This is a genomic window from Streptomyces sp. NRRL S-244 (assembly GCF_000717915.1).
Taxonomy (GTDB): domain Bacteria; phylum Actinomycetota; class Actinomycetes; order Streptomycetales; family Streptomycetaceae; genus Streptomyces.
The window spans coordinates 13,651-35,967 of the sequence record NZ_JOCX01000038.1; the positions used below are offsets into that span (position 1 = coordinate 13,651).

The following is a 22,317-nucleotide window of genomic DNA, read 5'->3' on the forward strand; positions in this document are numbered from 1 at the left end:
AAGGACGCACTGGATGGGTTTCGCTCAGGACCGCACGGCGCCCGTCGTGAACACTCGCTCGGGCCCGATCCGCGGCGTCGTCGAAGACGACCTGGCCGTGTTCAAGGGCGTGCCGTACGCGGCGCCGCCCGTCGGACCCCTCCGGTGGCGCCCCGCGCAGCCGCATCAAGGATGGAGCGGCACCCTCGACGCGACGCAGCACGGCCCCGGTTCGCCACAGGCCGTCCGCGCGGGCGACCCGGTCCTGGGCGGCCACGGCCTCCCACCCTTCGACGAGGACTGTCTGACGCTCAACGTCTGGACGCCCGGCACCGACGACGCACGCCGTCCCGTCCTGGTCTGGATCCACGGCGGCGCCTTCATCTCCGGGTCCGGGGCGATGCCCAACTACTCCGGCGAGACCTTCGCGCGCAACGGCGACCTGGTGGTCGTGAACCTCAACTACCGGCTCGGACCGCTCGGCCTGCTGTCCTTCCCATCGGACGACGGCGCCGAATGCCGCAACCTCTGGCTCACGGACCAACTCGCCGCGCTGCGCTGGGTCCAGGACAACATCGCCGCCTTCGGCGGGGACCCCGGCAACGTCACCGTCGCCGGCCAGTCCGCCGGCGCGCTCTCCACCGCGGCGCTCGCGGGCCACGCAGATGACGGCCGGCTCTTCCGCCGCGCCATCCTGCAGAGCGTCCCGCTCGCCATGCCCCTCGCCACGCCTGCCGAGTCCCTGGCCCGCACCGCCGCCTATCTGGAGATCGCCGGCGCGCAGGACGAGGACGAACTGCGCACCATGCCGTGGCCGCGACTGGTCGAGGCCACCGCCGGACTGCTCGCGGCCACCATGGAATGGGGACACTGGACCGCGCCGTTCATGCCGGTGCTCGACAGCGGGACGGCGGCGCGGCAGCCCGCCCTGAACCTGCTCGACGGTCCGGGCGCGGACATCGACGTCCTCATCGGCTGGACCAGGGAAGAGTCCGCTTTCACCTTCGCGCTGGGCGAGGCGTACGCGTCGGCGACCAAGGAACAGGTGATCCGCCGGGCTCGGGACAGCTTCGGCGACGGCGCGGCCGAAGCGTACGCGGCGTACGAGGCTGCCCGCCCGGGCGCACGGCCGATCGACGTGCTCATCGACCTGAGCACCGACGAGCTGTTCAGGAAGCCCACCCTGGCGTTCGCGGAAGCGCGGGCGGTACGGGGCCGCCCGGTCTGGGCGTACGAGTTCGGTTTCCCCACCCCCGCGCACGACGGCCGCCTGGGCTCACCGCACTGCCTGGACCTGCCGTTCGTCTTCGACAACTTCGACAAGTGGTCGCACGCGCCGTTCCTGGCGGGCATGGACGCCGAGGTCAGGGACGGCCTCGCCAGGACCATGCACGGGGCGTGGATCGCGTTCATACGCGCCGGCGACCCCAACCACCCGGCCATGCCGCGCTGGGACCGGTACGACCTGCAGTCCCGCACCACCATGTGCTTCGACGCCGTCACCGCGGCCGTCGGAACGGTCCGCCCCGGATGATCAGGTGGTGGGCGGCAGCGCCCAGGGCGGCCCCGAGGGCCGGTGCTGCCAGGTAGATCCACAGGCCGGCGGTGGCTCCGGACATCAGCAGGGGTCCGAACTGGCGGGCCGGGTTGGCGGAGCCGCCGCTGAGGGGGCCCAGAAGGGCGATGACCGCGCAGATGAGAACCGCCAGGGCCGAGGGAAACCAGCGTTCGTGGGCCGGGTGTACGAGGAAGAAGCCGATCATCAGCGTGACGAGTACCAGGCAGCCGCCCTCGGCCGCGAAGACGGCCCAGGCGCTCCACGAGGGCGCCGCGGCCGCCGCGCCGTAGCCGACCCGCGCGACCGCCGGCCCCCAGGCCAGGCGGGCCAGAGCCGTCCCGGCGACCGACCCGCCCAGCTGCGCGACGACGTACGCCGCCACGCCGCGGCCGGGGAAGGCCCTCAGCAGCCACAGCGCGAGCGTGACCGCGGGATTCATGTGCGCACCCGAGCGACGCCCCCACGGGGAGCGGATCAGCGCGAAGACGAGCGCCCCGGCCAGCGCGCCCACGACGAGGAGGGCCAGGTGGAGGTCGGCGAGGGCGAGGGGGGAGGCCGGATCGAGTACCCAGCGGATGATCGTGACCACGGTGAACATCAGCGTCGCGGTCAGGGCGAACTCGTACAGGGCGTGGCCGCGGCGTTCGGGCCCGGTCCGCACGGGCGCCGGGCCCGTACCCCTTCCCGTACCCGTACCCGTACCGGTGCGTGTTCCGGGTTCGCCGGCCGGGGCCGCGGCGGGCCCGGACATCTCGCCTCCGCTCATGGGCACTCCTTCCGATCGGGCCACCGCGGTGCTCGGGTGCGTGCACGGTGCGCCCATCGAGGAAGCGTGCTGCACTCCCGGCCCGGGATGCGCGCGTACACGCCGTAGAGCAGGGGGTGCGGGCTCAAGGGCGGGTGCCGGCGGGCCGATGTCAGTGCCATGGAAACGCGTTCATTCGCCGTCGTACGCGCTCTCGTGTACCGCCGGCTCTTCAGAGGGTTCGCCGGGGTGTTCGCCGTCCTCTGGGTGGTGGCACCCGGGCCCGCGGCCAGGCCGGCCGAGGCCGCCCCGCAGCGTCAGGCGGCAGCTGCGGACGAGGAGGGACTGCGGTCGCTGTTCGCATCGGAGAACCGTGAGATCCACACGCCCGAGCGGGTGGTCGCGGTGACCTTCAACGCGGCCTGGAACGACGCCGGCCTGGAGCCCGTCCTCGACGAGCTCGCCCGCCGGCGCGCGCCCGCCACGTTCTTCCTGACCGGCGACTTCGCCGACCGATACCCGCAGGTGGTCCGGCGCATCGCGGCGGCGGGACACGGGCTGGGCAACCACTCGTACAGCCACCCCTACTTCCGGGACCTCACCGCTACGGGAAGACGCGATGAAGTCCGGGCAGCGGACCGGGCCCTGCGCACGGCGGGTGCGGGAGGGGCCCTCACCCCCTTCTTCCGGTTCCCCTACAGCGAGACCAGCCCCGCGCACATCACGGAGGTCAACGCACTCGGCTTCGCGGACATCGAGTTCACCACCGACACCAACGGGTGGATGGGCACCCAGGGCGGCATGACCGTGGACCGGGCCGTGAGCCGGGCGCTCGACGCGCTGCGCCCGGGAGCGATCCTTCAGATGCACGTCGGTGCGCGCGAGGGCGGTACGGAGGTGCTCGACGCCCAGGCCCTGCCACTGATCCTCGACGCGATCAGCGCCCGCGGCTACCGCGTCATCGACCTCCGCGCACTCCTCACCGCACCCCCGGCCCCCACTACGCTCGGGCCGGTGCCATGACCGGACCCGTGCCGTGACCGAGACGGCCCCGGGCCGCAGCGCGTGGCTGCGGCCCGGGGCCGTTGCGGAAGGGTGCCCGTGGCGGGCGCCTCAGGCCGTGGCGTTCGCCTCGGCCCCGGGGAGCCCGGGGGTTTCGGCCGGGGCCGGGGCCTCGGACTCGGCGCCGGGCCGCGGGATGCGGTGCAGCCCGCGGCGGTCGTAGAAACGGGTGACGGCGAAGCCGAAGACCAGCGCGGCGACGAGGGCGATACCCATCGAGGCCCAGGCCCGGCTCAGGCCCGCGTCGGCCTGGGCGCCGTAGTAGAGGATGGAGCGCATGCCCTCGGTGATCTGGCGCAGCGGCTCGAAGTCGGCGAGGGCCCGGAAGAACCCGGGCAGCGCCTGGAGCGGCACGGTCGCGCCGGAGGAGGGGACGGCCATCGCGACGAAGACGATGGTGGCCAGCAGCATGCCCGGGGTGCCGAACGCGGCGAACAGGGCCAGGCTGCCGATGCCGACGACGGCGATGGTGGCGACGGAGTAGAGCCACAGCAGGCCGAGGTGGGAGGCGTCCATGTCGAGGATCTTGACGGTGGCGACCTCGACCAGGGTGCCCATCACGAGCGACGTGCCGAGCATCAGCGCCATGCCGACGGCCAGGGTGCGGACGCGGCTGGTGTGCTGGACGGGCTCGCGCTTGCGGACCGGGCCGTAGTCGGTGTGCAGGTAGCCGAGGGCCGTGTCGACCTGGGAGTTGACCAGGTTGGCGCCGAGCATGCCGCAGACGACGAGGACCAGCGCGTAGTAGAAGGCGCTCAGGCCCAGGGCGCTGCGGGAGCCGACGGGGTGGCCGTCGGCGACGGTGACGGTCACGGGGTCGGCCAGCTTGAGCTGGGCGGCCGTCGGGAGCGGGGTCTTCTGGGCCGCGGCCTGCTTGAGGAGCTCCTGGCCGAGCTGGGCGGAGGCGGCGTGGGCGGCCTTCTGCGCGGCCTGGGAGGACATGGAGGAGCCGATGCTGCCGGCCGACTGGTTGGTCAGCACGGTCAGGGTGGGAGGGGTGGCCTTGCCCTGCGGGGCGGACGGCGGGGCGGACTGCGACGCGGACGGCGGCGCGCCGAGCGCGGTCACCGTGGCACTGAAGTCCTGGGGTATGACGAGGGCGCCGAAGACCTTGCCCCGGCCGAGCCGCTTGTCGGCCTCCTCGCGGCTGACGACCTGCCAGTCGATGCTCTTGTCGCTCTTGGCGGCCTTCTGGATGCCCGCGACGATCTGCTCGCCCATGTTGACGTGGCGGCCGCCCGCGTCGGCGCCGCTGTCTGCGTTGACCAGGGCCACGGGCAGGTCGCGCAGGTTGCCCTTGGGGTTGACGTTGCCGCCGACGTACAGCAGGGCGAACAACATCGAGACGACTGCGGCGATGAGTCCCGTTCCGATCCACAGCCGGGGTCGGCGGAGCACGGAGGGGTGTGTGGACTGGGGCATCGATTCTCCGGTGCGGCGGCGTTTCCTAGCTGGATACTCAAGGTATCCAGTCACTGGATAGTGGCAGTATCTTGTTGTGGTGTCCAATCGCCGATGACGGGCACCGGACCGCATGACCAGCAGGGAAGCCCTATGAAGATCTCGGAGCTCAGCCGACGCACCGGCGTGCCGGTCGCCAGCATCAAGTACTTCCGGCGGCAAGGCCTGTTGCCCGCGGGGCGGGCGACCGCCGCGACCCTGGCCGAGTACGGCGAGGAGCACGCGCAGCGGCTGCGGCTGATCAAGGCGCTCACCACGCTCGGCGGTCTGTCGATCGCAGCCACCCGCGAGGTGCTCGGGGCCGTCGACCAGGCCCATTCCTCGGAGGGCGCCCTCGGGGCGGTGAGCTACGCCCTTCCGGTGCCGATGGCCACCCAGAGCGCCGCGGGCCCCGAGGAGGAGGCCGGGGCCGAGGCCGAGGCCGGGGCCGCCGCCGGGGCCGAGGTGGCGGAGCTGCTCACCGCCCTGGACTGGCGGGCACCCGACACCTCACCGCACGTGCAGGGCCTCACGTCGGCGCTGAAGGAACTGCGGCGGCTGGACGCCCGGTACGCCCCCGGAGAGCTCGCCGCCTACGCGAGGCTGGCCGAGTCGGTGGCCCATCTGGACCTGGAGCGGGCGGCGGGCACCGAAGACCCGGTGGCCTTGGCCGAGCGGGCCGTCATCGTCTTCGCGATCTGCGCGCCCGTCTTCGAGCTGCTGCGCCGCCTCGCCCAGGAGAACCAGGTCCGGCGCCGCGTCGCGGACGAACCGGATCGGGCCGGACGGCCTCGGACCGGACCGGACCGAGCGGTCACGGCGTGACGGTCGGCTTCTCCGGCTCCAGCGAGTTGCCCGCGGGGATCCTGCCGCAGCTGGTGGGGGCGGTCCTGCCCGCGAAGCGGTCGTCCAGCCAGGCCATGGCGCGCGGCGCCCAGTACGGCATGGCTCCGACGTGGCTGAGCAGGCCGTACTGCTCGTACTTGATCGAGTTGTTGCCGGCGGCGCAGTACTGCCGGGCCAGCGCCCGTACGTCCCCGGCGACCATGACGCCGTCACCCGTGCCGATGCCCGGCGGGCTGTTGAACGTTCCCTCGGCCCAGCCCGCGTTCCCCTGCCCGATGAACCCCGGGACGGTCGGGGTGGCGGCCTGACCCAGATTGATCTTGTTGACCGCCGCGACGAAGGGCGGAATGGAGTTCGGGTCCTTGTACTCCGGCTTCGCCATGTCCTTCCACGTCATCCCCGGGTGGCGGCCCAGCGCATCGACGATCGATCCGCGTTCGAGATCCTTGACGACCTCGAGGCCCTTCGCGCTCAGGTAGGGGGTGAGGTCGATGCCGTACGAGCGCGAGACGCCTATCAGCGCCATCGGAATCACCCCGTTCCACGCCAGGGCGCCGTCGACGTACCTGAGGTTGTGCGCGGGGGCGACGAGCAGCCCGCCCTCGGCGAAGCCGACCAGCTGCGCGTTCACCTCGGGCGCGTACGCGGGGGCGAGGGCCGACGTCCAGTTGGTGGCGATGGCTCCGCCGGAGTAGCCGAACAGGCCGAACTTCGTACCGGAATGCAGCCCGGTCTCCTCGGTGCGGATGCCGGCACGGATCGAGTCCAGAGTGTTGGTCCCGTACTCCGGGCCGGCCGCGAAGTCGGCGTTCTGGCCCTCGGTGTCCGGGATGACCAGGTCGTAGCCCTTGAGCAACAGCGGCGCCAGGATGAGGGATTCGCCATTGGCGATGACGCCGCCGAGGGAGACGCCGCCGGCGATGGCCCGGGAGGGACCGTCCTCCGGGCTGAGGGAATCGTAGAACGACTGGTACGACACCGCCTTGCTGCCGTCACCGTGGGGGCTGCGGACCACGGTGGTCACGTTGGCCGAGGGCCTGCCCTGGGCGTCGGTCGTGCGGTAGAGCAGCTGGATGGCCTTCAACGGCGTCGGGATGCCGAAGATGTGGTAGTTCAGCGTGCGCTTCTTCAGGACGTCGCCCGGCCGGTACGAGGACAGCGGCTTGCTGCCGTCCTCGTACCGGTAGAACGGGTCGGGCGCCGCGGTGGCCGCCCCGGCACCGGCAGCGGGCGCGGCCACCGCTGCGGGCGCCGCGCCGACGACGACGACGGCGGTCACGATGGCGGTGGACAGCAGAGCAGTGGTTCTCCGGTTCATTACTCCCCCGAGTGTCGAGCCGCAGCGGCTTTACCTGACGGTAACTTACTGGAGGTAACGCCGTTTCACATAGGCGTGCCACCATGGTTTTCAGAGAGCCGTTCGATTCAGCTGCGGCCGTGCGGGGCGCCGTACCAGCGCCAGTCGGTCCGGCGGGAGCGATCGGGCGCCTCGACGCGTCCGGTGGCCCACAGCAAGGTCGACCACGGGGTACCGACGACGGTCACGTCGGGGAACAAGCGCGCGAGGGCCCGCTCGCTCAAGTCCTGCGCGGGCTCCCTGTATCGGTCCAGGCCCTGGGTGATGTCGTGGGTGTGGACCAGTGTCTCGACGACGCCCATGGCTGCGAAGCCCTCCGGGTCGGAGGCTCCGAAGACGTGTGGGGCCAAGGTGGTCGGGGGCGCGGTGTCCACGGCGGCTGCGAGCAGTCCGCCGCAAGCCTCCACGACGGTCAGGAGCCCCTCCGGCCCTGCCTCGCGGTCTGCGAAGATGACGTTGGCCGGGCCATCGGTTCGATCGCGGGAAACGCGCAGCGGGACGCGCGGCACTCCCATGGGCTGCGCGAGCCCGAACCGCAGTGCGTAGGTGAGCAGGTCATCCGCGAGGTGGTCAAGGGTCTCCCAGCGCGTCCACTCCAAGTCCCCGGCCCGTTCGTGCCATTGGGCGGCGGGGATGCCTTCGAGGGCATCGAGGCAGTGGGCGACGGCTCGGCGTACGTGCGTTCCCGACACCGACGTGTGCGGTTCTCCGGACTGTGGCATGCGGAGGAGCCTACAAAGCCGGGCCGAGCGCCTGGAAAGTGGTGGTCCGCCCCCTCCCGGCAGGATGCAGCCGGATGCAGGCCGGATGCAGGCCGGCGCTCGGCTGACACCGGGTGGGGGCGGGCTCTAGGTTCTCCCGTAGGCGATTGCACTCGGGGGGACCATGGAGCGGTTGAAGGCCGGTGACCCGGCGGCCGTCGGCCCGTACCGGATCACGGCGCGGCTCGGCGCGGGCGGCATGGGGCAGGTCTACCTCGGCGAGTCGCGCAGCGGCCGCCGGGTGGCGGTGAAGGTCGTACGGCCGGAGATCGCCTCGGACCCCGGCTTCCGGGCGCGGTTCCGGCGCGAGGTGGAGGCGGCGAAGGCGGTCGGAGGGTTCTGGACGGCGACCGTGGTCGACGCGGATCCGGAGGCGGAGACGCCTTGGGTGGCCAGCGACTACATCCCGGCGCCCGATCTCGCCGAACGGGTGCGGGAGAGCGGGCCGTTGGCGGAGGACGCGGTGTGGCGGCTCGGCGCGGGCATGGCGGAGGCGCTGCACTCCGTACACCGGGCGGGGCTCGTGCACCGGGATCTCAAGCCCGCGAACGTCCTGCTGACGGAGAACGGGCCGCGGCTCATCGACTTCGGGATCGCCAAGGCGCTGAACGGTGCGACCGTGCTCACCCGGACGGGCGTGGCGATCGGCACCGCCGGATTCATGTCGCCCGAGCAGGCCCAGGGCGGCAGTGTCGGCACGGCCAGCGACATCTTCTCGCTCGGCACGGTCCTGTGCTTCGCGGCCACCGGGCGCATGCCGTTCGGCGAGGGCAGTGCGGCGGAGCTGCTCTACCGCGTCGTGCACGAGATGCCGAACCTGGAACGCGTACCGGAGGGGCTCCGGGCGGTGTTGGGTGCGTGCCTGGACAAACGGCCGGAGAGGCGGCCTTCCGCCGAGGAGGTGTTGTCCGCGCTGAGTGGGGGTGGTGCGGCGACCGTCGCGCCTTCGGCGACGGTCGCGGCGTATCCGCCACCGCCACCGCCGCCACCACCGCCACCACCGCCACCGCCACCGCCACCGCCACCGCCACCGCCACCGGGCGGACCCTGGCAGCCTGCCGTGCCGGTGGGGGATGCGGCCGTGGATGCGGTTCCCGTCCGGGCGGTTGTCGGGCGGGGATCAGGGGTGCCCGTCGAGGTGTGGTACTCCATGGGGCACATGCGCGTCGCCATCACGGCCGTGCTCGCCGCGGTCGTTCCGCTCGGTGTGGCGGTGTTCTCCTTCGTGGACCATCCCCTCCCCGCCGCGTTGGCGGGCATCGTCGCGGTTGCGCTGTTCGGCTTGGGCGGACTGGCCATGGCACGCGGCGACGCGGGGTGCGTACGGGTGGCCGGTGACGGGCTGTACTTCATGCGTGAAGGCCATGAATGGGACGCGGCCTGGGAGGAGTTGGGCCGGGTCACGCTGAGGCCGACGCGCTGGGGTCTGCTGCAGGAGTTCGTCGTGGTCGGCGAACTCGCGCCGAGGGCGACGAAGAACATCGTCTGGGAACGCTTCCGGCCCGTCGGCCCCGGCCCCGGCCCCAGAGCAGCAGTCACCACCATCCGCTTCCGCAACGCAGGGCTGGCGCGGGCGGAGATCGGACGGCTGCACGAGGCGTTGCTGCACTCCGCGGGTGAGCGCTACTCGTACGACGCCGGCCTGCTCGCGGTCATCCGCGGTCACTGACCGATCGTCGCCACCGCCGCGCCCTCGCTGCATGACGAGTGCGCCAGGACGCGGTGGCGGCGGGTCGGCAGGAGCATCGTCGGGTGCGCGATGGTCCAGGCCGTGGACGCGCAGATGAACTCCTTGATGCGGGCGCCGGCCCGGCCCGTGATGACGGTGGACGTCATCCTGTCCTCGGGGGTCACGCGCTGGAGGATTCCGTCGCGGCGTCCGAGGCTGATGCACTGGGCGGCGTAGCCGATCGGCTTCTCGGGGACTTTGCGGCCGGTCAGGCGCGCGGCGAGGGCGTCGGCGGCCTGCCACGCCATCGGGTTGGCCGTGGCGCAGGCCATCCGCAGTGCCGCGCCGCCCGCGCCCTCGGCGAACGCGGCGTCGCCGACGGCGTACACATCGGGGTGCGAGACCGAGCGCATGGTGCCGTCGACCACGATCCGCCCGGTGTCCGACACCTCCAGGGTGGTGGCCGCCGCGATCGGGTGGACGGCGAAGCCCGCGGTCCACACGGTGACCTGGGCCGGGAGCCGCCCGGCCGCGGCTGCGCCCGTGCCGCTGCCGGTCCCGGCGCCGGTCCCGGTTACCACGTGGTCCGTTTCGACACGCGTGACGTCGGCCCCCTCGTGGACCGTGACGCCGAGCCGCTCGAGGACCACGCGCAGGTGGCGCTGCGCCTTGTCGCTGAGCCAGCCGCCCACGCCGTCGCGGGCGGCGATGGCGACCCGGAGGTCCGGGCGCGCCTCGGCGATCTCGGTGGCCGCTTCGATGCCGGTCAGGCCGCCGCCGACGACCAGCACGGTGCCCTCGGGCTCCAGCTCGCCCAGGCGGGCGCGCAGCCGCAGGGCGTCCTGCTTCCCGGCGATGTTGTGGGCGTACTCGGAGACACCGGGGACGGCGTGGTCGGCGTTCGTGCTGCCGAGGGCGTACACGAGGGTGTCGTACGCGAGGGTGTCGGCGCCGTTCTCGCCGGTGAGGTCGACGGTCTTGCGGTCGGCGTCGACCGCGGTGACCCAGGCCGGCCGGACCCGCACGCCGGTGCCCTCGTACACCGCGCGCAGCGGGCGGCGCGGCAGGTCCTGGCCGCTCGCGAGCTGGTGCAGACGGATGCGCTCGACGAAGTCGGGGTCGCCGTTGACCAGGGTGATCTCGACGTCGTCGCGGTGCAGCCTCTTGGCGAGACGGCCCGCGGTGACGGCTCCGGCGTACCCGGCTCCCAGGACGACGATGCGGTGCTTCATGGCTTGCTCCTATCCGGTTGGACTCGCCTCCTGAACCGGACAGCCACGCGATCCCTGACAGGAATCGACTGTGACGCGCGTCACCAGATCTCCGTGACGGGGTGATGGGGGCCGGCGGCCGCCCACTGGCGAGCGATGCGTTCCAGTTTGTCGGGGTTGACCTGGATGTGGATCGCCTCGACGCCGTCGGGCGTCGCCTCGAGGCACATGACGCCGAGGATGCGTTCGCCGCCCGCGATCAGTACGGCAGGGGCGCCGTTGACGACGGCGGCATGGAGAGCGGCGCTGCCACCCACGTAGGCCCGCTTGGCGGGGCCCGGCCGGAACAGCCCCCGCAGGTAGCGCGCGATGCCGAGCGCACCGATGACCGGGGTCCTGCGGACCCGGGCCCGGGCACCGCCGTCGGCCACGCTGACCGCGTCGTCGGTGAGCAGCCGGATGAGCGGCTCCGTGTCGCCGCTGAGGGCCGCGGCGAGGAACCCCTCCACGACCTTGCGGGCGGCGGCCGCATCGACCTCGGCGCGGGCCCGGTCGGTGGCGAGGTGCTGCTTGGCGCGGCGGTGGATCTGCTGGCAGTTCGACTCGGTCAGGTCGAGGATCTCCGCGATCTCGCGGTGCGCGTACCCGAACGCCTCGCGCAGCACGTACACGGCGCGCTCGTTGGGCGTCAGCCGTTCCATGAGGGTGAGCATCGCGAGCGACACCGACTCGCGCTGCTCGGCGGTGTCGGCCGGCCCGAGCATCCGGTCGCCGGCCAGCACCGGCTCCGGAAGCCACTGGCCCACGTACGTTTCCCGCCGGGCGCGGGCCGAGGTGAGCTGGTTGAGGCAGATGTTGGTGACCACCTTCGTCAGCCATGCCTCGGGAATCTCGATCCGCTCCCGGTCCGCCGCGTGCCACCGCAGGAACGTGTCCTGTACCGCGTCCTCGGCATCGCCGGCCGACCCCAGCAGCCTGTAGGCGATCGCCTCCAGGCGGCCCCTGGAGCTCTCGAACACATCGGCCTCGTACGTACGGAGCAGCATCAGGCCATGATCGGCCATGCGCGCGGGCCCGTCCAACGGCCCCGGCCCGGTCCCCGAGCGGCACTGGATCAATCGTCCAGCGACATGGCGTTCTTGGCGTGCTCGACGGACGCCTCCGAGGCGGGCCCGCCGGGATTCTCCGTGGCCAGAGCCTGGTTGAGGGTGACGAAGGGCCGCATGCGCCGCTCGTAGTCGGCGTACGCGGCGGTGTGGCCGCTCTGCGCCCGGGCTGCCCGGGCGAGGCAGTCGGCCAGTACGTACGCACCGACGAGGGCGATGCTGGTGCCCTGCCCCGAGAGCGGGGAGGGGCAGTAACCGGCGTCTCCGAGCAGGGCCACCCTGCCGCGCGACCAGCTGTCCAAGCGGATCTGGGCCATGGCATCGCAGTAGAAGTCGGGCGCTTGCACGGCGGCCGCGGCGAGGCGGGTGCCGTTCCAGCGCAGGGAGGTGAGCTTGTCCACTACGAGCTGCCGAAGGGCGTCGGGGGCGTGGGTGAGCGGGCCGGACTCGAAGCCGAAGGCGATCCGGAGTTCGGTGTTGTCGCGCACGGGCATGATGCCGAAGCCCGCGTCGCCGTCGCGGAGCCACATCTGCCAGTCGTCCAGGGCGAGGAAGTTGTCCGTGCTGAACACCGACAGGTAGCTGCCCAGATGGTGCGCGAAGTGTTCCTCCGGCCCGAAGGCCAGGCGCCGTACGGTCGAGTGCAGTCCGTCGGCTCCGATCACAAGGTCGAAGGTGCGGGACGCCCCGTGGGCGAAGTCGACGTGCACGCCGCCCTCGTGCTCGGCGAGCGCGGTGATGCTGTCGCCGAAGAGGTACTCGACGTCCGAGCGGGTGTGCTCGTGGACCATCCGCACCAAGTCCTCGCGCAGCAGCTCGATGTCGTCGCTGTCGAGCCTGCCGCTGCTGAAGGTGGCCTCGGTGGAGCGCTCGAGCTCCTGCCCGTCGGGGCCGAGGATCGACATGCCGCGCATCCGGGTGCGTACGCTCCTGGCCTGCTCCAGCAGGCCCGTACGCTCGACCACGTCGAGCGCGACGCCGCGGACGTCCACGGCCTGGCCGCCGGCGCGCGGGCCGGGGGCGCGTTCGACGACGGTCGGTTCGAAGCCGTGCCGGCGCAGCCAGTGGGCGAGGACGGGGCCGGCGATTCCGCCGCCGGAGATGAGAACGTTCCGCATGGGAGGGCTCCTTGTCTTGGGGTGTACGTGGCGTTGGGGCAGCGCCCCGAACACAACTGAACGTACGCTGTACGCACACCCCATTCAACTGGCCAAATGACCCTACTGACCTAGCACAGTTGAGATTCGCTCAGCGTCTTGGCTGCTAGCCTCTGTGCTAGTACAGAGAGGGAGGAGCAGAGAACGTGACGCATCCCACAGGGGCCCAGGGCGAGCCGCCCTATCTGCGCATCGCCGGCGAGATCCGCCGGCGCATCACGGACGGCGAACTCGCGCCCGGGGACCGGGTCCCGTCGACCCGTCAGGTCGCCAGGGAGTGGGACGTCGCGATGGCCACCGCCGCCAAGGCGCTGACCGCCCTGCGCTTGGAGGGGCTGGTCGAGACCCGGCCCCGCACCGGCACGGTCGTGGCGGCGCCCGCTCCGGTGGGGCCGCCGCGACGGCGGCCGTCAGCCAGCCCAGGCGGTTCATCCGCCTCATCCGCTGCATCCGCCTCACCGGCCCCGGCCATCGAGGGAGACCTGACCCTCGACCGGATCGTCCGCGCCGCCATCGACATCGCCGACGCGGAAGGGCTCTCCGCGCTCTCCATGCGCGGCGTGGCGGCCCGGCTCGGTGTCGCGGCCATGTCGCCGTACAGGTACGTCCCCAGCAAGGACGACCTCGTCCTGCTCATGGCCGACGCCGCCTTCGGCGAGGAGTCCTACCCCGCGGACGCCCCGGAGGGCTGGCGCTCCCGCATCGAGCTGGGTGGCCGGACCCTGTGGGCCCTGTACCGCCGGCACCCGTGGCTGGCCCAGCTCGGCTCCCTCACCCGCCCGCTGCTCGTAACCAACCTGCTGGTCCACGGCGAATGGATGCTGGCCGCGCTCGACGGCCACGGCCTCGATCCCGAGACGCTGTTCGACATCCACGTACTGCTGTACAGCCATGTCCAGGGGCTGGCCGTGCACCTGGAGTGGGAGGCCCACGCCGAGGCGACCACCGGCCAGTCGGAGGACCAGTGGATGGAAAACCGCGCCCCGACCCTCCGCGCTCTGATGGAATCCGGCCGCTTCCCCGCCTTCTCCAAGGCGGTCGGAGCCTTCGAAGGGGGCTATGACCTACGCCTCGACGCCCTCTTCGAACTGGGTCTCAAGGCCCTCTTGGACGGCCTGACCCCCCTGATCGAAGGCTAGCTGCCGGGCAGGGTGGTGCCGAGGAGGACGATCGAGAGCACATCGCACCCCTGTCCGGCAAGGCCCCTAGCAGAACGTCCGATTACCGACCCTCTCGTTGCACCTCGGGAACACGGCCTGGCTGTGGGCCAGTTCAACGAACGGCACCGGGGGCGAGCCTGCACGACTCACCCCCGACCGACAGACCACATGGGCAAGGAGACACCGTGCGCGTACTCTTCACCGGACCGGCCTCGGCCGGTCACCTGTTCCCGATGATCCCCACCGCGCAGGCGCTGCACGCAGCCGGCCACGAGGTGCTGTTCGCGTGTTCGCAACCGCTGAACCACCTGCGCCAGGCCGGATTCCCGATCGTCGAGATCGGCGACGGCCGTACGATCCGGGAGGTGTTCGAGCAGTCCACCGGTGAGGAGGCGCGCTACGTCAGCCCGGACCTGAGCACGGACCAGATCCTCGACATGGCGGCCCGCGGGTTCGCGCTGGCCTCCCGGCCCACCGTGGACGGGCTCCTGGAGACCGCCGAGAACTGGGGCGCCGACCTGCTGGTGTACGACTCCTTCCAGGCCTCGGCCCCGCTCGTCGCGGCCAAGCTCAAGATCCCGTCGGTGATCCAGAATTTCGGCGTCACCTCCGGCCACGACATGGTCGCCCGGCTCGCCGCGAACTTCACCGAGGCGTACGGGACGTACGGGGTGGAAGGGCCCGCCATACCGACCGCGCTGGACATCGTTCCCGCCTCGCTCGGCGGCGACGAGGGCAGCCTGCGGATGCGCTACCTCCCCTACAACGGCGGCGGCACCATCCCCGCCGGGCTCCTCCGCCGCGGGGACCGCCCGCGGGTCGCCGTCACACTGGGCACCGTGCTCACCGAGATGGACGGCGTCCGCGCCATCATCCGGCTGACCGAAGCGGCGGCCTCGGTCGACGCCGAGTTCCTCCTCGCCGTCGGCGACGCCGACCTCACCCCCCTGGGCACCCTCCCCGACAACGTCCGCCCGCTGCCCTGGACCCCGCTCGCCGAGTTGCTGACGGCGTCCGACGCGCTGATCCACCACGGTGGCTCCGGCACCATGCTCACCGCCCTCCAGGCGGGCGTGCCCCAGCTCGTCCTCCCCCAGGGCGCAGACCACTTCACCAACGCCGACGCCCTCACCGCGACCGGCGCCGCCCTGCGCTCCGCCTCCGACACCGTCGACACCGCGCTCCTGACCCGCCTCATCAGCGACCCGGACCTACGGGGGGCCGCCTCCCGCCTCCAGGCGGAGAACGCCGCCCTGCCGAGCCCGGCCGAAACCGTCCCCGCCCTCGAAGCCCTGACCACCGACTAGACGGCGCCACAGCCCAACCGCCGGTGGCCGGGCACCCGTTGCCCGACCACCGGCGCCGGGCCCGGCCCGGGACCGGGTGGGACGTACGCGGCTTGACTCTCCACCGGCTGGAGACCGGAGAGTGGGCGGCATGAACGGCACCACGTCCCCGCACTCGATCGGCAGCCTCTCGTCCCGTACCGGCGTACCGGTGCGGACGATCCGGTTCTACTCCGACATCGGCTTGCTGCCCCCGACCCACCGCACCCCGGCCGGCTACCGCAGCTACGACGACGCGGCCCTGATCCGGCTCCGGACCATCTGCGCCCTGCGAGAGCTCGACGTCGATCTCGCAACGATCCGGCGCGTCCTCGGCGGCGACCTCTCCGTCGCCGAGGTCGCCGCCGCCCAAGCCGACGCCGCCGAACTCCAGATCCGCATGCTGCGCCTGCGGCAGAGCGTGCTGCGGCACCTCGCCCGGCGCGGCTACGACCCCGAGGAGACGGCTCTCGTACACCGCCTCATCCGCCTCACGTCCGAGGAGCGCCGCCGCCCGCCGACGAGGACGCCCTGCCGGGGGTCGCTGCCGGGGCGGCGGCGGAGCTCGTCGCCTTCGCCCGCCAGGCGGTCGCCGCCGCGAGGGAATCGGGCACCGATCCGCAGGACGAGGGGGCCGCGGCGGTGGTCGATGCCGTCGTGGCACGCTTCGCCTCCGCCCTCGGCCGCCCTGTCGGGCCCGGGCTGAAGGAATGGATGGCGGGGCGGTTGGAGGAGGGACACGACCCGCTCGTCGCGCGCTACTGGCGGCTGGTGTGGACCGTCAACGACTGGCAGGTGGTCCCCGGGCACCTCCCCTTCCAGCCCTGGCTGATCGAGGCCCTGCGAGCTCGGGGCGGCCCTGTGCCCCTCATCACCGCTCCCCACTTGCCTGCCTAGGAGCCCTAGGTTAAAACTAGGACCCCTAGGAACAAGTGGAGGGTGCATGGCGCGGGCAGGGCTGACGACGGAGCGGGTGACGGTCGCGGGCGCCGAGCTGGCCGACGAGGTCGGGCTCGACCAGGTGACCATGTCGCAGGTGGCACGGCGACTCGGTGTGAAGGACGCCAGCCTCTACACGCACGTGCGCAACCTGGCCGAGCTGCGCGGCCGGATCGCGCTGCTGGCCGCCGACGAGAAGACCATCCGTATCGCGGAGGCCACCGCCGGCCGGGCGGGCAAGGAGGCACTGGTCGCCTTCGCCAACGCCTGGCGGGAGTACGCCCACCAGCATCCGGGCCGCTACACGGCGACCCAGGTCCCGACCCGGATCGACCCCGAGCTGGCCGCGCAGGCGCCCGGCCCGCGGCGCGCGGTCGAGCTGACCTACGGCATGCTGCGCGGCTACGGACTGGCCGAGCCCGACCTGACCGACGCGGTCCGGCTGTTGCGCAGCACGTTCCACGGGTTCGTCGCCCTGGAGGCCGCGGGCGGGTTCGGGCACGAGCGTTCGCCGCAGCAGTCCTGGATCCGCGCCCTCGACGCCCTCCACACCCTCCTGGAGCACTGGCCCGCGTCCGGAGAAGGAGCCTCCTCATGACCGACCCGACCCTCGGCAGCCTGCGCGTGAACGGCGCGACCCTGCACTACGAAGTACGCGGCCAGGGCCCGCTCCTGCTGCTGATCCCCGGCGGAGCGGGCGGCGCGGCGGCCTTCGACGGCATCGCCGACGACCTGGCCGCCGAGTACAGCGTCGCGACGTACGACCCGCGCGGCATCTCCCGCAGCACGCTCGACGACCCCGAGGCGGAGCAGAGCGTGGCCGCGCACGCGGACGACGCGTTGCGGATACTGGACCTGCTGTCGCCCGGCGAGCCCGCCCGGGTGTTCGGCGCCAGCTCGGGCGCGATCGCCGCGGTGCACCTGCTCACCGCCCACCCCGAACGCGTCGAGCGCCTCGTGGCACACGAGCCGCCGCTGGTGGAGGTCCTGCCGGACGCCCCCGAACACCGTGCGCTCCTCGTACGTGTGCAGGAGACGTTCCGCACCCGGGGGCTCCTGCCGGCCATGGCCGAGTTCGCCGCCGGCCTGGCGAAGGAGGGCGGCGGCAACACCACTGAGCCGCCGAAGGCCGAGCTCGAGCTCCCGCCCCAGGCGGCGGCCCGGGCCGAGCGGACGATGGCCAACCTGCCGTACTTCCTCGGGCGCATCGTGCCCGCCTTCATGGCCTACGCACCGGACGTCCGCCGTCTGGAAGCCCTGTCGGACCGGCTCGTGCTCGCCGGCGGCCAGGACTCACGGGGCGAATTGCCCTATCGTCCGGCCGCTCTGCTGAGCGAGCGGCTGGGCACGGAACTCCTGCACTTCCCCGGCGGTCACACCGGCCTGACCACGCACCCGGCCGAGTTCGCGGAACTCCTCCGGAAGGCCTTCCGCGCTTAGCCCCCTTTCGTTGCTCATTCCTGCGGGGTACGGGGAGTCCGGTGGCGCGGCGTACCCCGTGCACCCGGCTTCGGCCGACGACAATGCTCGTGTGCCGCAGACCTTCACCACGCGAACGCTGGCCGTCGAGACGGGCTCCACGGAGACCGTGTACGACCTGACCGAAGCCTGTGCGGAGTTCCTGCGGGAGGAGGCTCAGGGGCGGAGCGGGCTGCTCAACGTGTTCACGCCTCATGCCACGGCCGGGCTGGCTGTCATCGAGACGGGTGCCGGCAGCGACGATGATCTGCTGGAGTCCCTGCATACGCTGCTGCCCGCCGACGACCGCTGGCGCCACCGGCACGGCGCTCCGGGACACGGCCGCGACCACGTGCTCCCGGCGTTCGTACCGCCACACGCCACGCTGCCGGTGGTGCAGGGCGAGCTGGCCTTGGGGACGTGGCAGTCGGTCGTCCTCGTCGACACCAATCGCGACAACCCACAGCGGACCGTACGGCTGTCCTTCCTGGCCTGACCGAGAACCCGGTCAAGGTCGCACTCTCCCCGGCCACCCGCTCACTCGGTCACGGCCGGTCCTGCAAGGCCGCAATGCGCTTGGCCTCCTCGATCGCGTACTCGAATCCGGCTTCCGGATCGCGCAGCAGCCGTTCCGTGGCCATCGCATGGTGACGCACTCGGGGGTCGGGGTCCGTCATGGCCGGGCGCAGGGCCGGCAGAGCGGCCGCCTCGCCGAGGGCGATCAGGGCCCGGCTCAGGCTCAGCTGCGTGTCACGCCCGCCCCGCCCCAGCTGCGCCGCCAGCGCACCGGCCGGCCCGGGCTCCTCACCTTCGGGCACGAGCACCACCGCCGCCCGCCAGGCACTGCGCGCCACCTCGTCGTCGGCGTCGGACAGGAGCGCACCGGTGATCGCCGGCCATGCCTGCCGGTCGCCGATCTTGGACAGCGTGTGCAGTGCCTGGCTTCGCGCCTGCGCCCGCTCGGAGCGGAGCTCGTCGATCAGCCGTGGGACCGTGATGGATGCCGCGTGACGGGTCAGCGCCCACGTCAGCATCTCCCGCACGGAGAAATCGGGCTCGACCGCGCACCGTTCCACGAGTCGCTCCACGGAGCGCGCGTCCGGAGTCGAGCCGATCGTCGAGCCGATCGCCAGCGCCGCCCGCAGCCGCACCGACGGGCGGCCGTCCTCCAGAGCCCGGAGAGCGCTCGGCGTGTTCGTGTCCTGGTCCGTCGTGGTCATCGGAACCACCTCCTCGACGGCAGTGAAGACCTTGTCACCGTGTCAAGGTCAAACGCCGGAGCCGCCCCGCCCCGCCCGGCCCCCGCCCCGCCCCCGCGCCGGAGCGCGGGGGCTTCGCCCCGCTACCGGGCCGCGGCGCGGAAGGCCGCTGTCAGGCCGGCCACCGCTCCCGTCAGGTCGCCGGCCATCAGGAGGTGGTCCGCTTCGGCGAAGGGTTTGGACGAGGCCTGCGTGAAGCGGCCGCCGATCCGGTGCGCGGCGATCGCCCGGGCCCGGTCCGCCACCGCGCGTCCGGCCTCCGAGTCGGCCCCGGTCGTACGCTCGACCGCCGCCGCGACCAGGGCGAGGGCGCGCAGTGCTCCCTCGCCGCCCTGTGGGGGTGCGCCGAGCGTGGTCAGGCCCCAGCCGTAGGGGAACTGCGGGTCGTACGCCGCGTCGCCCACGTTGATCGGCAGTTGGGCCTCCGACTTCGGCCAGGTGACCGGGAGCCGGCCGGTGAACGCCCGCTTGCCGTACAGCACGTCGGCGACCCCGTCGCCCTCGGTGCCCGGCAGCCAGGACGCGACCAGCGCCGTCATCCGGTCCAGCCGGTCGCCGATCAGCTGCGGGCGTCCGGAGACCACGAGCACCGCGCACCGCATCGCCGCGCAGACCCGGTCCACGGCCGCTTTGTCGGCCTCCGAGAGCTGGAGGTCGTGGCCGTTGCCCACGTCGCCGACGCCTTCCGCGTACGGGGTCTCGCCGACGACGACCACGCCGACGTCGTATCCGGCCGTCGGCGCGGTCGCGTCCTTCGAGTACGTCACCGATTCCGGCGCGGCGGCCGCCTTGCGCATGCCCTCCAGGATCGTGGTGCCCACGGTGTTGCGCCCCGACGAGCCCTGCCAGCTCACGGTCCAGCCGCCCGTCTGGTTGCCCAGGTCGTCCGCGTTGGAACCGGCGACGTAGACCTTCTGCGAGGGCTTCAGCGGCAGCAGGCCGCCCTCGTTCTTGAGGAGGACCTGGGACTTCGCGGCCGCCTGGCGGGCCACCGCCCGGTGTTCGGCCGAGCCGATCGCCCCGAGGCCGGAGCGGTCGGCGTACGGCTTCTCGAACAGGCCCAGCTTGAACTTCTGCTCCAGGATCCGCGCCACTGCGTCGTCGATGCGCGCCTGCGGGATCCGGCCCGCGGCCGCCTCGCCGAGCAGCGTGCGGTGGAAGTCCTGGTACGCGCTCGGGACCATGATCATGTCGAGGCCGGCGTTGATCGAGGTCCGGACGTCGCTCGCGTAGTCGCCGGGGATCTGGTCGATGGCCTGCCAGTCGCTGATGACGAAGCCCTTGAAGCCCATCCGGTCCTTGAGCACACCGTTGATCAGTTCCGCGTTGGCGTGCATCTTCACCGGGCCGGCGTCATCGCCGGGGAAGTCCACCGAGGAGTAGGAGGGCATGACCGTCCCCACCCCGCGTTCGACCGCCTCCCGGAACGGCGCCAGGTGCACGGCCTCCAGCTCCTGCCGGGTGACCCGGGTGATGCCCTGGTCGATGGTGTACGAGCCGGTGGTGGATGAGCCGTACGCGGTGCCGCCGTCGCCCACGTAGTGCTTGGCGGTGGCCAGCACCTTGTCCGGGCGGTCCAGGTCCCGGCCGTCCGGCGCCCCCTGCATGCCGCGGATCACCGTCTCCATCGCCGTGACCAGCGCCGGGTCCTCGCCGAAGGCCTCGTACGAGCGGCCCCAGCGTTCGTCGCGGGTGACGCACAGGCAGGGCGCGAAGTCCCATGGGACGCCCGTCGCCCGGACCTCGGCGGCGGTCACCGCGCCGGTCCGCTCGGCCAGTTCCGGGTCGCGGGAGGCGCCCAGGCCGATGTTGTGCGGCATGATCGTGGACCCGACGAGGTTGTTGTCGCCGTGTACGGCGTCCACGCCGTAGATCAGCGGGATCTGGAGTCGGGCCGTCCGGGTGCGCAGCTGATAGCCGTCCACCATGTTCGCCCACCCCTCGGGGGTGTTGGGGGTGGGGACGGAGCCGCCGCCGGACAGGAGCGAGCCCAGGCCGTACGCCGCGATGTCACCGGGGGACTTGAGCGCGTTGCGCTCGGCCTGGGTCATCTGCCCGGCCTTCTCCTCCGGGGTCATCCGGGCAAGCAGGTCCGCGACGCGTTTGTGCACCGGCAGTTTCGGGTCGAGGTACGGCAGCCCGTGCGCGTCGATCACGACGAGCGGGTCCTCGGCGGGCGGCCGGGCCCCGGTCACGGTGAGCTTCACCGGTACGGTCTCGGCGGTTTCGCCGTCCCGGTCCTTGGTCGTGGTGACGGTGACGGTACGTGAGCTGCCGGAGGGGGTCCCGGCCGGGAAGGTGAGCGTGCCGGTCACCGGCCGGTAGTCGGCTCCGGGTGTCGCCGTGCCGCCCTCGGTGGAGTAGCCGACGGTCACCGGCTCGGTGAGCGGTCCGGAGCCGGTCGTGGCCACGGATACGCGTACGTCGGCGGAGCCGCCTTCCTTCACAGGATGAACGGTCGTGTCGGTGACGACTCTGGTCTGCACGACCGGGTCGGCGGCCCCGTACACCTCCAATCCGTCGATCATGAACTCGCCGGCGCGGCCCACCGGGAAGGTGAAGGCGTAGCCCCACATCTCGGTCAGCCCGAGCACGTGGTCGATGCCGCCGACCGGCTGGTAGTCGGTGCGGTACTCGAACCGGGAGAACGGGATCTCGACGAGGTGCCAGCCCTGCCAGTCGTCGGTGAAGGAGGTCGTCCACAGCTCGGACGCCTCGCCGTTGGCCCCGCCGTCCTTGAGCTCGAAGTGCACGCGGGAGCCCGATCCGGGTGGCAGCGGTGCGGTGTTCTGCCCGTACCACCAGAACCGGATGCCGCCGCGGGCGCTCCACTCGTGGGCGGACTTGTCGAAGGCGAAGTCGTGGGTGTAGCCGCCCCAGCCGCTGATGTCGTACGCACCGTGCAGCACCTTCGCGCCCTCGGGGGCGTCGGCGCGCTCCCGGAGCTCCAGCCGGGGCTGGTCGTCGGCATCGCTGCCCCAGGTGAAGATGCCCTCGGCAGGCGGTCCGGCGAACGGGATCTCGCCCTCGAAACGGTCGACCGCCGTCGGGGGCGGCGGTTCCCCGACGGCGGCCGTGGCCGTGGCCTGTGCGAGCGGGAGGAGTCCGGCGAGGACGCCGGCCACGCCCAGCAGGGCGGTTCTGAGCCGGCGCCGGGCCGGTGTCACGCGTACGGTGGTCACAAAACGCCTCCGAGGTCTATACCACGGGACAGGACACCGCGTGAGTCAACTGAACCGCCTTGCCGGCGTCAAGACTTCACGTCACGACTGGCTTAATGCCGCC

General features: G+C 72.3%; 20 protein-coding genes. 11 read left to right on the forward strand and 9 right to left on the reverse strand.

Going from position 1 to position 22,317, the window contains the following annotated elements; genetic code table 11:
* Positions 1 to 13: 13 nt before the first annotated feature.
* A complete protein-coding gene (locus IF02_RS0129685; RefSeq protein ID WP_051696637.1) occupies positions 14 to 1,513 on the forward strand; it encodes a carboxylesterase/lipase family protein in 1,500 nt (499 codons plus the stop codon).
* On the opposite strand, the gene IF02_RS0129690 is transcribed toward IF02_RS0129685, so the two are convergent.
* On the reverse strand, positions 1,479 to 2,303 hold the full coding sequence (locus tag IF02_RS0129690; RefSeq protein WP_234318370.1) for an aquaporin: 825 nt from the start codon (positions 2,301 to 2,303) through the stop codon (positions 1,479 to 1,481). The two genes, IF02_RS0129685 and IF02_RS0129690, sit on opposite strands and share 35 nt — an antisense overlap.
* Positions 2,304 to 2,462: 159 nt before the next feature.
* On the opposite strand from IF02_RS0129690, the gene IF02_RS0129695 reads away from it, so the two are divergent.
* Positions 2,463 to 3,305, forward strand: a complete 843-nt coding sequence (locus tag IF02_RS0129695; protein WP_106977382.1) for a polysaccharide deacetylase family protein — start codon at positions 2,463 to 2,465, stop codon at positions 3,303 to 3,305.
* Positions 3,306 to 3,395: 90 nt separating this feature from the next.
* Here the strand turns inward: IF02_RS0129695 and IF02_RS0129700 are convergent, their stop codons facing one another.
* Positions 3,396 to 4,766 carry a DUF3533 domain-containing protein gene (locus IF02_RS0129700; RefSeq protein ID WP_051696638.1) on the reverse strand — a complete coding sequence of 457 codons (1,371 nt, stop codon included), beginning with the start codon at positions 4,764 to 4,766 and terminating at the stop codon, positions 3,396 to 3,398.
* A 132-nt stretch (positions 4,767 to 4,898) separates the two neighbouring features.
* Here IF02_RS0129700 and IF02_RS0129705 point away from each other — a divergent pair, with 132 nt between their 5' ends.
* Entirely contained in the window at positions 4,899 to 5,609 is a 711-nt protein-coding gene (locus tag IF02_RS0129705; protein ID WP_051696639.1) for a MerR family transcriptional regulator, read from the forward strand.
* Here IF02_RS0129705 and IF02_RS0129710 read toward each other — a convergent pair.
* Together IF02_RS0129710 and IF02_RS0129715 are read right to left on the reverse strand one after the other, a co-directional pair.
* The gene (locus tag IF02_RS0129710; RefSeq protein ID WP_030162381.1) at positions 5,599 to 6,948 is read right to left on the reverse strand and encodes a lipase family protein; all 1,350 of its coding nucleotides are present in this window, start codon (positions 6,946 to 6,948) and stop codon (positions 5,599 to 5,601) included. The genes IF02_RS0129705 and IF02_RS0129710 overlap by 11 nt on opposite strands.
* Positions 6,949 to 7,055: 107 nt before the next feature.
* Complete coding sequence (locus IF02_RS0129715) at positions 7,056 to 7,709, reverse strand: maleylpyruvate isomerase N-terminal domain-containing protein (RefSeq protein WP_030162382.1); 654 nt, start codon at positions 7,707 to 7,709, stop codon at positions 7,056 to 7,058.
* Between the two features lie 163 nt (positions 7,710 to 7,872).
* Here IF02_RS0129715 and IF02_RS33315 point away from each other — a divergent pair, with 163 nt between their 5' ends.
* On the forward strand, positions 7,873 to 9,417 hold the full coding sequence (locus IF02_RS33315) for a serine/threonine-protein kinase (protein WP_078622414.1): 1,545 nt from the start codon (positions 7,873 to 7,875) through the stop codon (positions 9,415 to 9,417).
* Here the strand turns inward: IF02_RS33315 and IF02_RS0129725 are convergent.
* From IF02_RS0129725 to IF02_RS0129735, 3 genes are all read right to left on the reverse strand, one after another.
* Positions 9,411 to 10,649 carry an NAD(P)/FAD-dependent oxidoreductase gene (locus tag IF02_RS0129725; protein WP_030162385.1) on the reverse strand — a complete coding sequence of 413 codons (1,239 nt, stop codon included), beginning with the start codon at positions 10,647 to 10,649 and terminating at the stop codon, positions 9,411 to 9,413. The two genes, IF02_RS33315 and IF02_RS0129725, sit on opposite strands and share 7 nt — an antisense overlap.
* 80 nt (positions 10,650 to 10,729) lie before the next feature.
* On the reverse strand, positions 10,730 to 11,674 hold the full coding sequence (locus IF02_RS0129730) for an RNA polymerase sigma-70 factor (RefSeq protein WP_030162387.1): 945 nt from the start codon (positions 11,672 to 11,674) through the stop codon (positions 10,730 to 10,732).
* Positions 11,675 to 11,742: 68 nt separating this feature from the next.
* On the reverse strand, positions 11,743 to 12,852 hold the full coding sequence (locus IF02_RS0129735; RefSeq protein WP_030162389.1) for an FAD-dependent monooxygenase: 1,110 nt from the start codon (positions 12,850 to 12,852) through the stop codon (positions 11,743 to 11,745).
* Positions 12,853 to 13,037: 185 nt separating this feature from the next.
* Between IF02_RS0129735 and IF02_RS0129740 the strand changes: the two genes are divergently transcribed.
* The 7 genes from IF02_RS0129740 (at position 13,038) to IF02_RS0129765 (ending at position 18,269) form a co-directional block, all read left to right on the forward strand.
* Positions 13,038 to 14,030, forward strand: a complete 993-nt coding sequence (locus IF02_RS0129740; RefSeq protein ID WP_030162391.1) for a TetR/AcrR family transcriptional regulator C-terminal domain-containing protein — start codon at positions 13,038 to 13,040, stop codon at positions 14,028 to 14,030.
* Between the two features lie 206 nt (positions 14,031 to 14,236).
* Entirely contained in the window at positions 14,237 to 15,358 is a 1,122-nt protein-coding gene (locus IF02_RS0129745) for a nucleotide disphospho-sugar-binding domain-containing protein (protein ID WP_030162393.1), read from the forward strand.
* A 130-nt stretch (positions 15,359 to 15,488) separates the two neighbouring features.
* Positions 15,489 to 16,082: a MerR family transcriptional regulator gene (locus IF02_RS32775; protein WP_234318371.1), complete on the forward strand. Its 594-nt coding sequence runs from the start codon at positions 15,489 to 15,491 to the stop codon at positions 16,080 to 16,082.
* Positions 16,083 to 16,090: 8 nt separating this feature from the next.
* A complete protein-coding gene (locus tag IF02_RS35775) occupies positions 16,091 to 16,273 on the forward strand; it encodes a hypothetical protein (protein WP_234318372.1) in 183 nt (60 codons plus the stop codon).
* A gap of 46 nt (positions 16,274 to 16,319) precedes the next feature.
* The gene (locus IF02_RS0129755) at positions 16,320 to 16,913 is read left to right on the forward strand and encodes a TetR/AcrR family transcriptional regulator (protein ID WP_030162395.1); all 594 of its coding nucleotides are present in this window, start codon (positions 16,320 to 16,322) and stop codon (positions 16,911 to 16,913) included.
* Positions 16,910 to 17,755: an alpha/beta fold hydrolase gene (locus tag IF02_RS0129760; RefSeq protein ID WP_030162397.1), complete on the forward strand. Its 846-nt coding sequence runs from the start codon at positions 16,910 to 16,912 to the stop codon at positions 17,753 to 17,755. The genes IF02_RS0129755 and IF02_RS0129760 overlap by 4 nt, the downstream gene beginning before the upstream one ends.
* A gap of 91 nt (positions 17,756 to 17,846) precedes the next feature.
* On the forward strand, positions 17,847 to 18,269 hold the full coding sequence (locus tag IF02_RS0129765; protein ID WP_030162399.1) for a YjbQ family protein: 423 nt from the start codon (positions 17,847 to 17,849) through the stop codon (positions 18,267 to 18,269).
* 49 nt (positions 18,270 to 18,318) lie between these two features.
* On the opposite strand, the gene IF02_RS0129770 is transcribed toward IF02_RS0129765, so the two are convergent.
* Together IF02_RS0129770 and IF02_RS0129775 are read right to left on the reverse strand one after the other, a co-directional pair.
* On the reverse strand, positions 18,319 to 18,993 hold the full coding sequence (locus tag IF02_RS0129770; RefSeq protein ID WP_030162401.1) for a HEAT repeat domain-containing protein: 675 nt from the start codon (positions 18,991 to 18,993) through the stop codon (positions 18,319 to 18,321).
* Between the two features lie 122 nt (positions 18,994 to 19,115).
* Positions 19,116 to 22,214 carry a glycoside hydrolase family 3 N-terminal domain-containing protein gene (locus tag IF02_RS0129775; RefSeq protein ID WP_234318373.1) on the reverse strand — a complete coding sequence of 1,033 codons (3,099 nt, stop codon included), beginning with the start codon at positions 22,212 to 22,214 and terminating at the stop codon, positions 19,116 to 19,118.
* Positions 22,215 to 22,317 lie beyond the last annotated feature (103 nt).

What these genes read in the sequence shown, in the direction of transcription:
- IF02_RS0129710 (WP_030162381.1), bottom strand. Translation starts at nt 6,948, where the DNA reads ATGAACCGGAGAACCACTGCTCTGCTGTCCACCGCCATCGTGACCGCC.
- IF02_RS32775 (WP_234318371.1), top strand. Translation starts at nt 15,489, where the DNA reads ATGAACGGCACCACGTCCCCGCACTCGATCGGCAGCCTCTCGTCCCGT.
- IF02_RS0129700 (WP_051696638.1), bottom strand. Translation starts at nt 4,766, where the DNA reads ATGCCCCAGTCCACACACCCCTCCGTGCTCCGCCGACCCCGGCTGTGG.
- IF02_RS0129725 (WP_030162385.1), bottom strand. Translation starts at nt 10,649, where the DNA reads ATGAAGCACCGCATCGTCGTCCTGGGAGCCGGGTACGCCGGAGCCGTC.
- IF02_RS0129760 (WP_030162397.1), top strand. Translation starts at nt 16,910, where the DNA reads ATGACCGACCCGACCCTCGGCAGCCTGCGCGTGAACGGCGCGACCCTG.
- IF02_RS35775 (WP_234318372.1), top strand. Translation starts at nt 16,091, where the DNA reads ATGGCGGGGCGGTTGGAGGAGGGACACGACCCGCTCGTCGCGCGCTAC.
- IF02_RS0129735 (WP_030162389.1), bottom strand. Translation starts at nt 12,852, where the DNA reads ATGCGGAACGTTCTCATCTCCGGCGGCGGAATCGCCGGCCCCGTCCTC.
- IF02_RS33315 (WP_078622414.1), top strand. Translation starts at nt 7,873, where the DNA reads ATGGAGCGGTTGAAGGCCGGTGACCCGGCGGCCGTCGGCCCGTACCGG.
- IF02_RS0129770 (WP_030162401.1), bottom strand. Translation starts at nt 18,993, where the DNA reads ATGACCACGACGGACCAGGACACGAACACGCCGAGCGCTCTCCGGGCT.
- IF02_RS0129755 (WP_030162395.1), top strand. Translation starts at nt 16,320, where the DNA reads ATGGCGCGGGCAGGGCTGACGACGGAGCGGGTGACGGTCGCGGGCGCC.
- IF02_RS0129730 (WP_030162387.1), bottom strand. Translation starts at nt 11,674, where the DNA reads ATGCTGCTCCGTACGTACGAGGCCGATGTGTTCGAGAGCTCCAGGGGC.
- IF02_RS0129690 (WP_234318370.1), bottom strand. Translation starts at nt 2,303, where the DNA reads ATGAGCGGAGGCGAGATGTCCGGGCCCGCCGCGGCCCCGGCCGGCGAA.
- IF02_RS0129715 (WP_030162382.1), bottom strand. Translation starts at nt 7,709, where the DNA reads ATGCCACAGTCCGGAGAACCGCACACGTCGGTGTCGGGAACGCACGTA.
- IF02_RS0129695 (WP_106977382.1), top strand. Translation starts at nt 2,463, where the DNA reads ATGGAAACGCGTTCATTCGCCGTCGTACGCGCTCTCGTGTACCGCCGG.
- IF02_RS0129685 (WP_051696637.1), top strand. Translation starts at nt 14, where the DNA reads ATGGGTTTCGCTCAGGACCGCACGGCGCCCGTCGTGAACACTCGCTCG.
- IF02_RS0129705 (WP_051696639.1), top strand. Translation starts at nt 4,899, where the DNA reads ATGAAGATCTCGGAGCTCAGCCGACGCACCGGCGTGCCGGTCGCCAGC.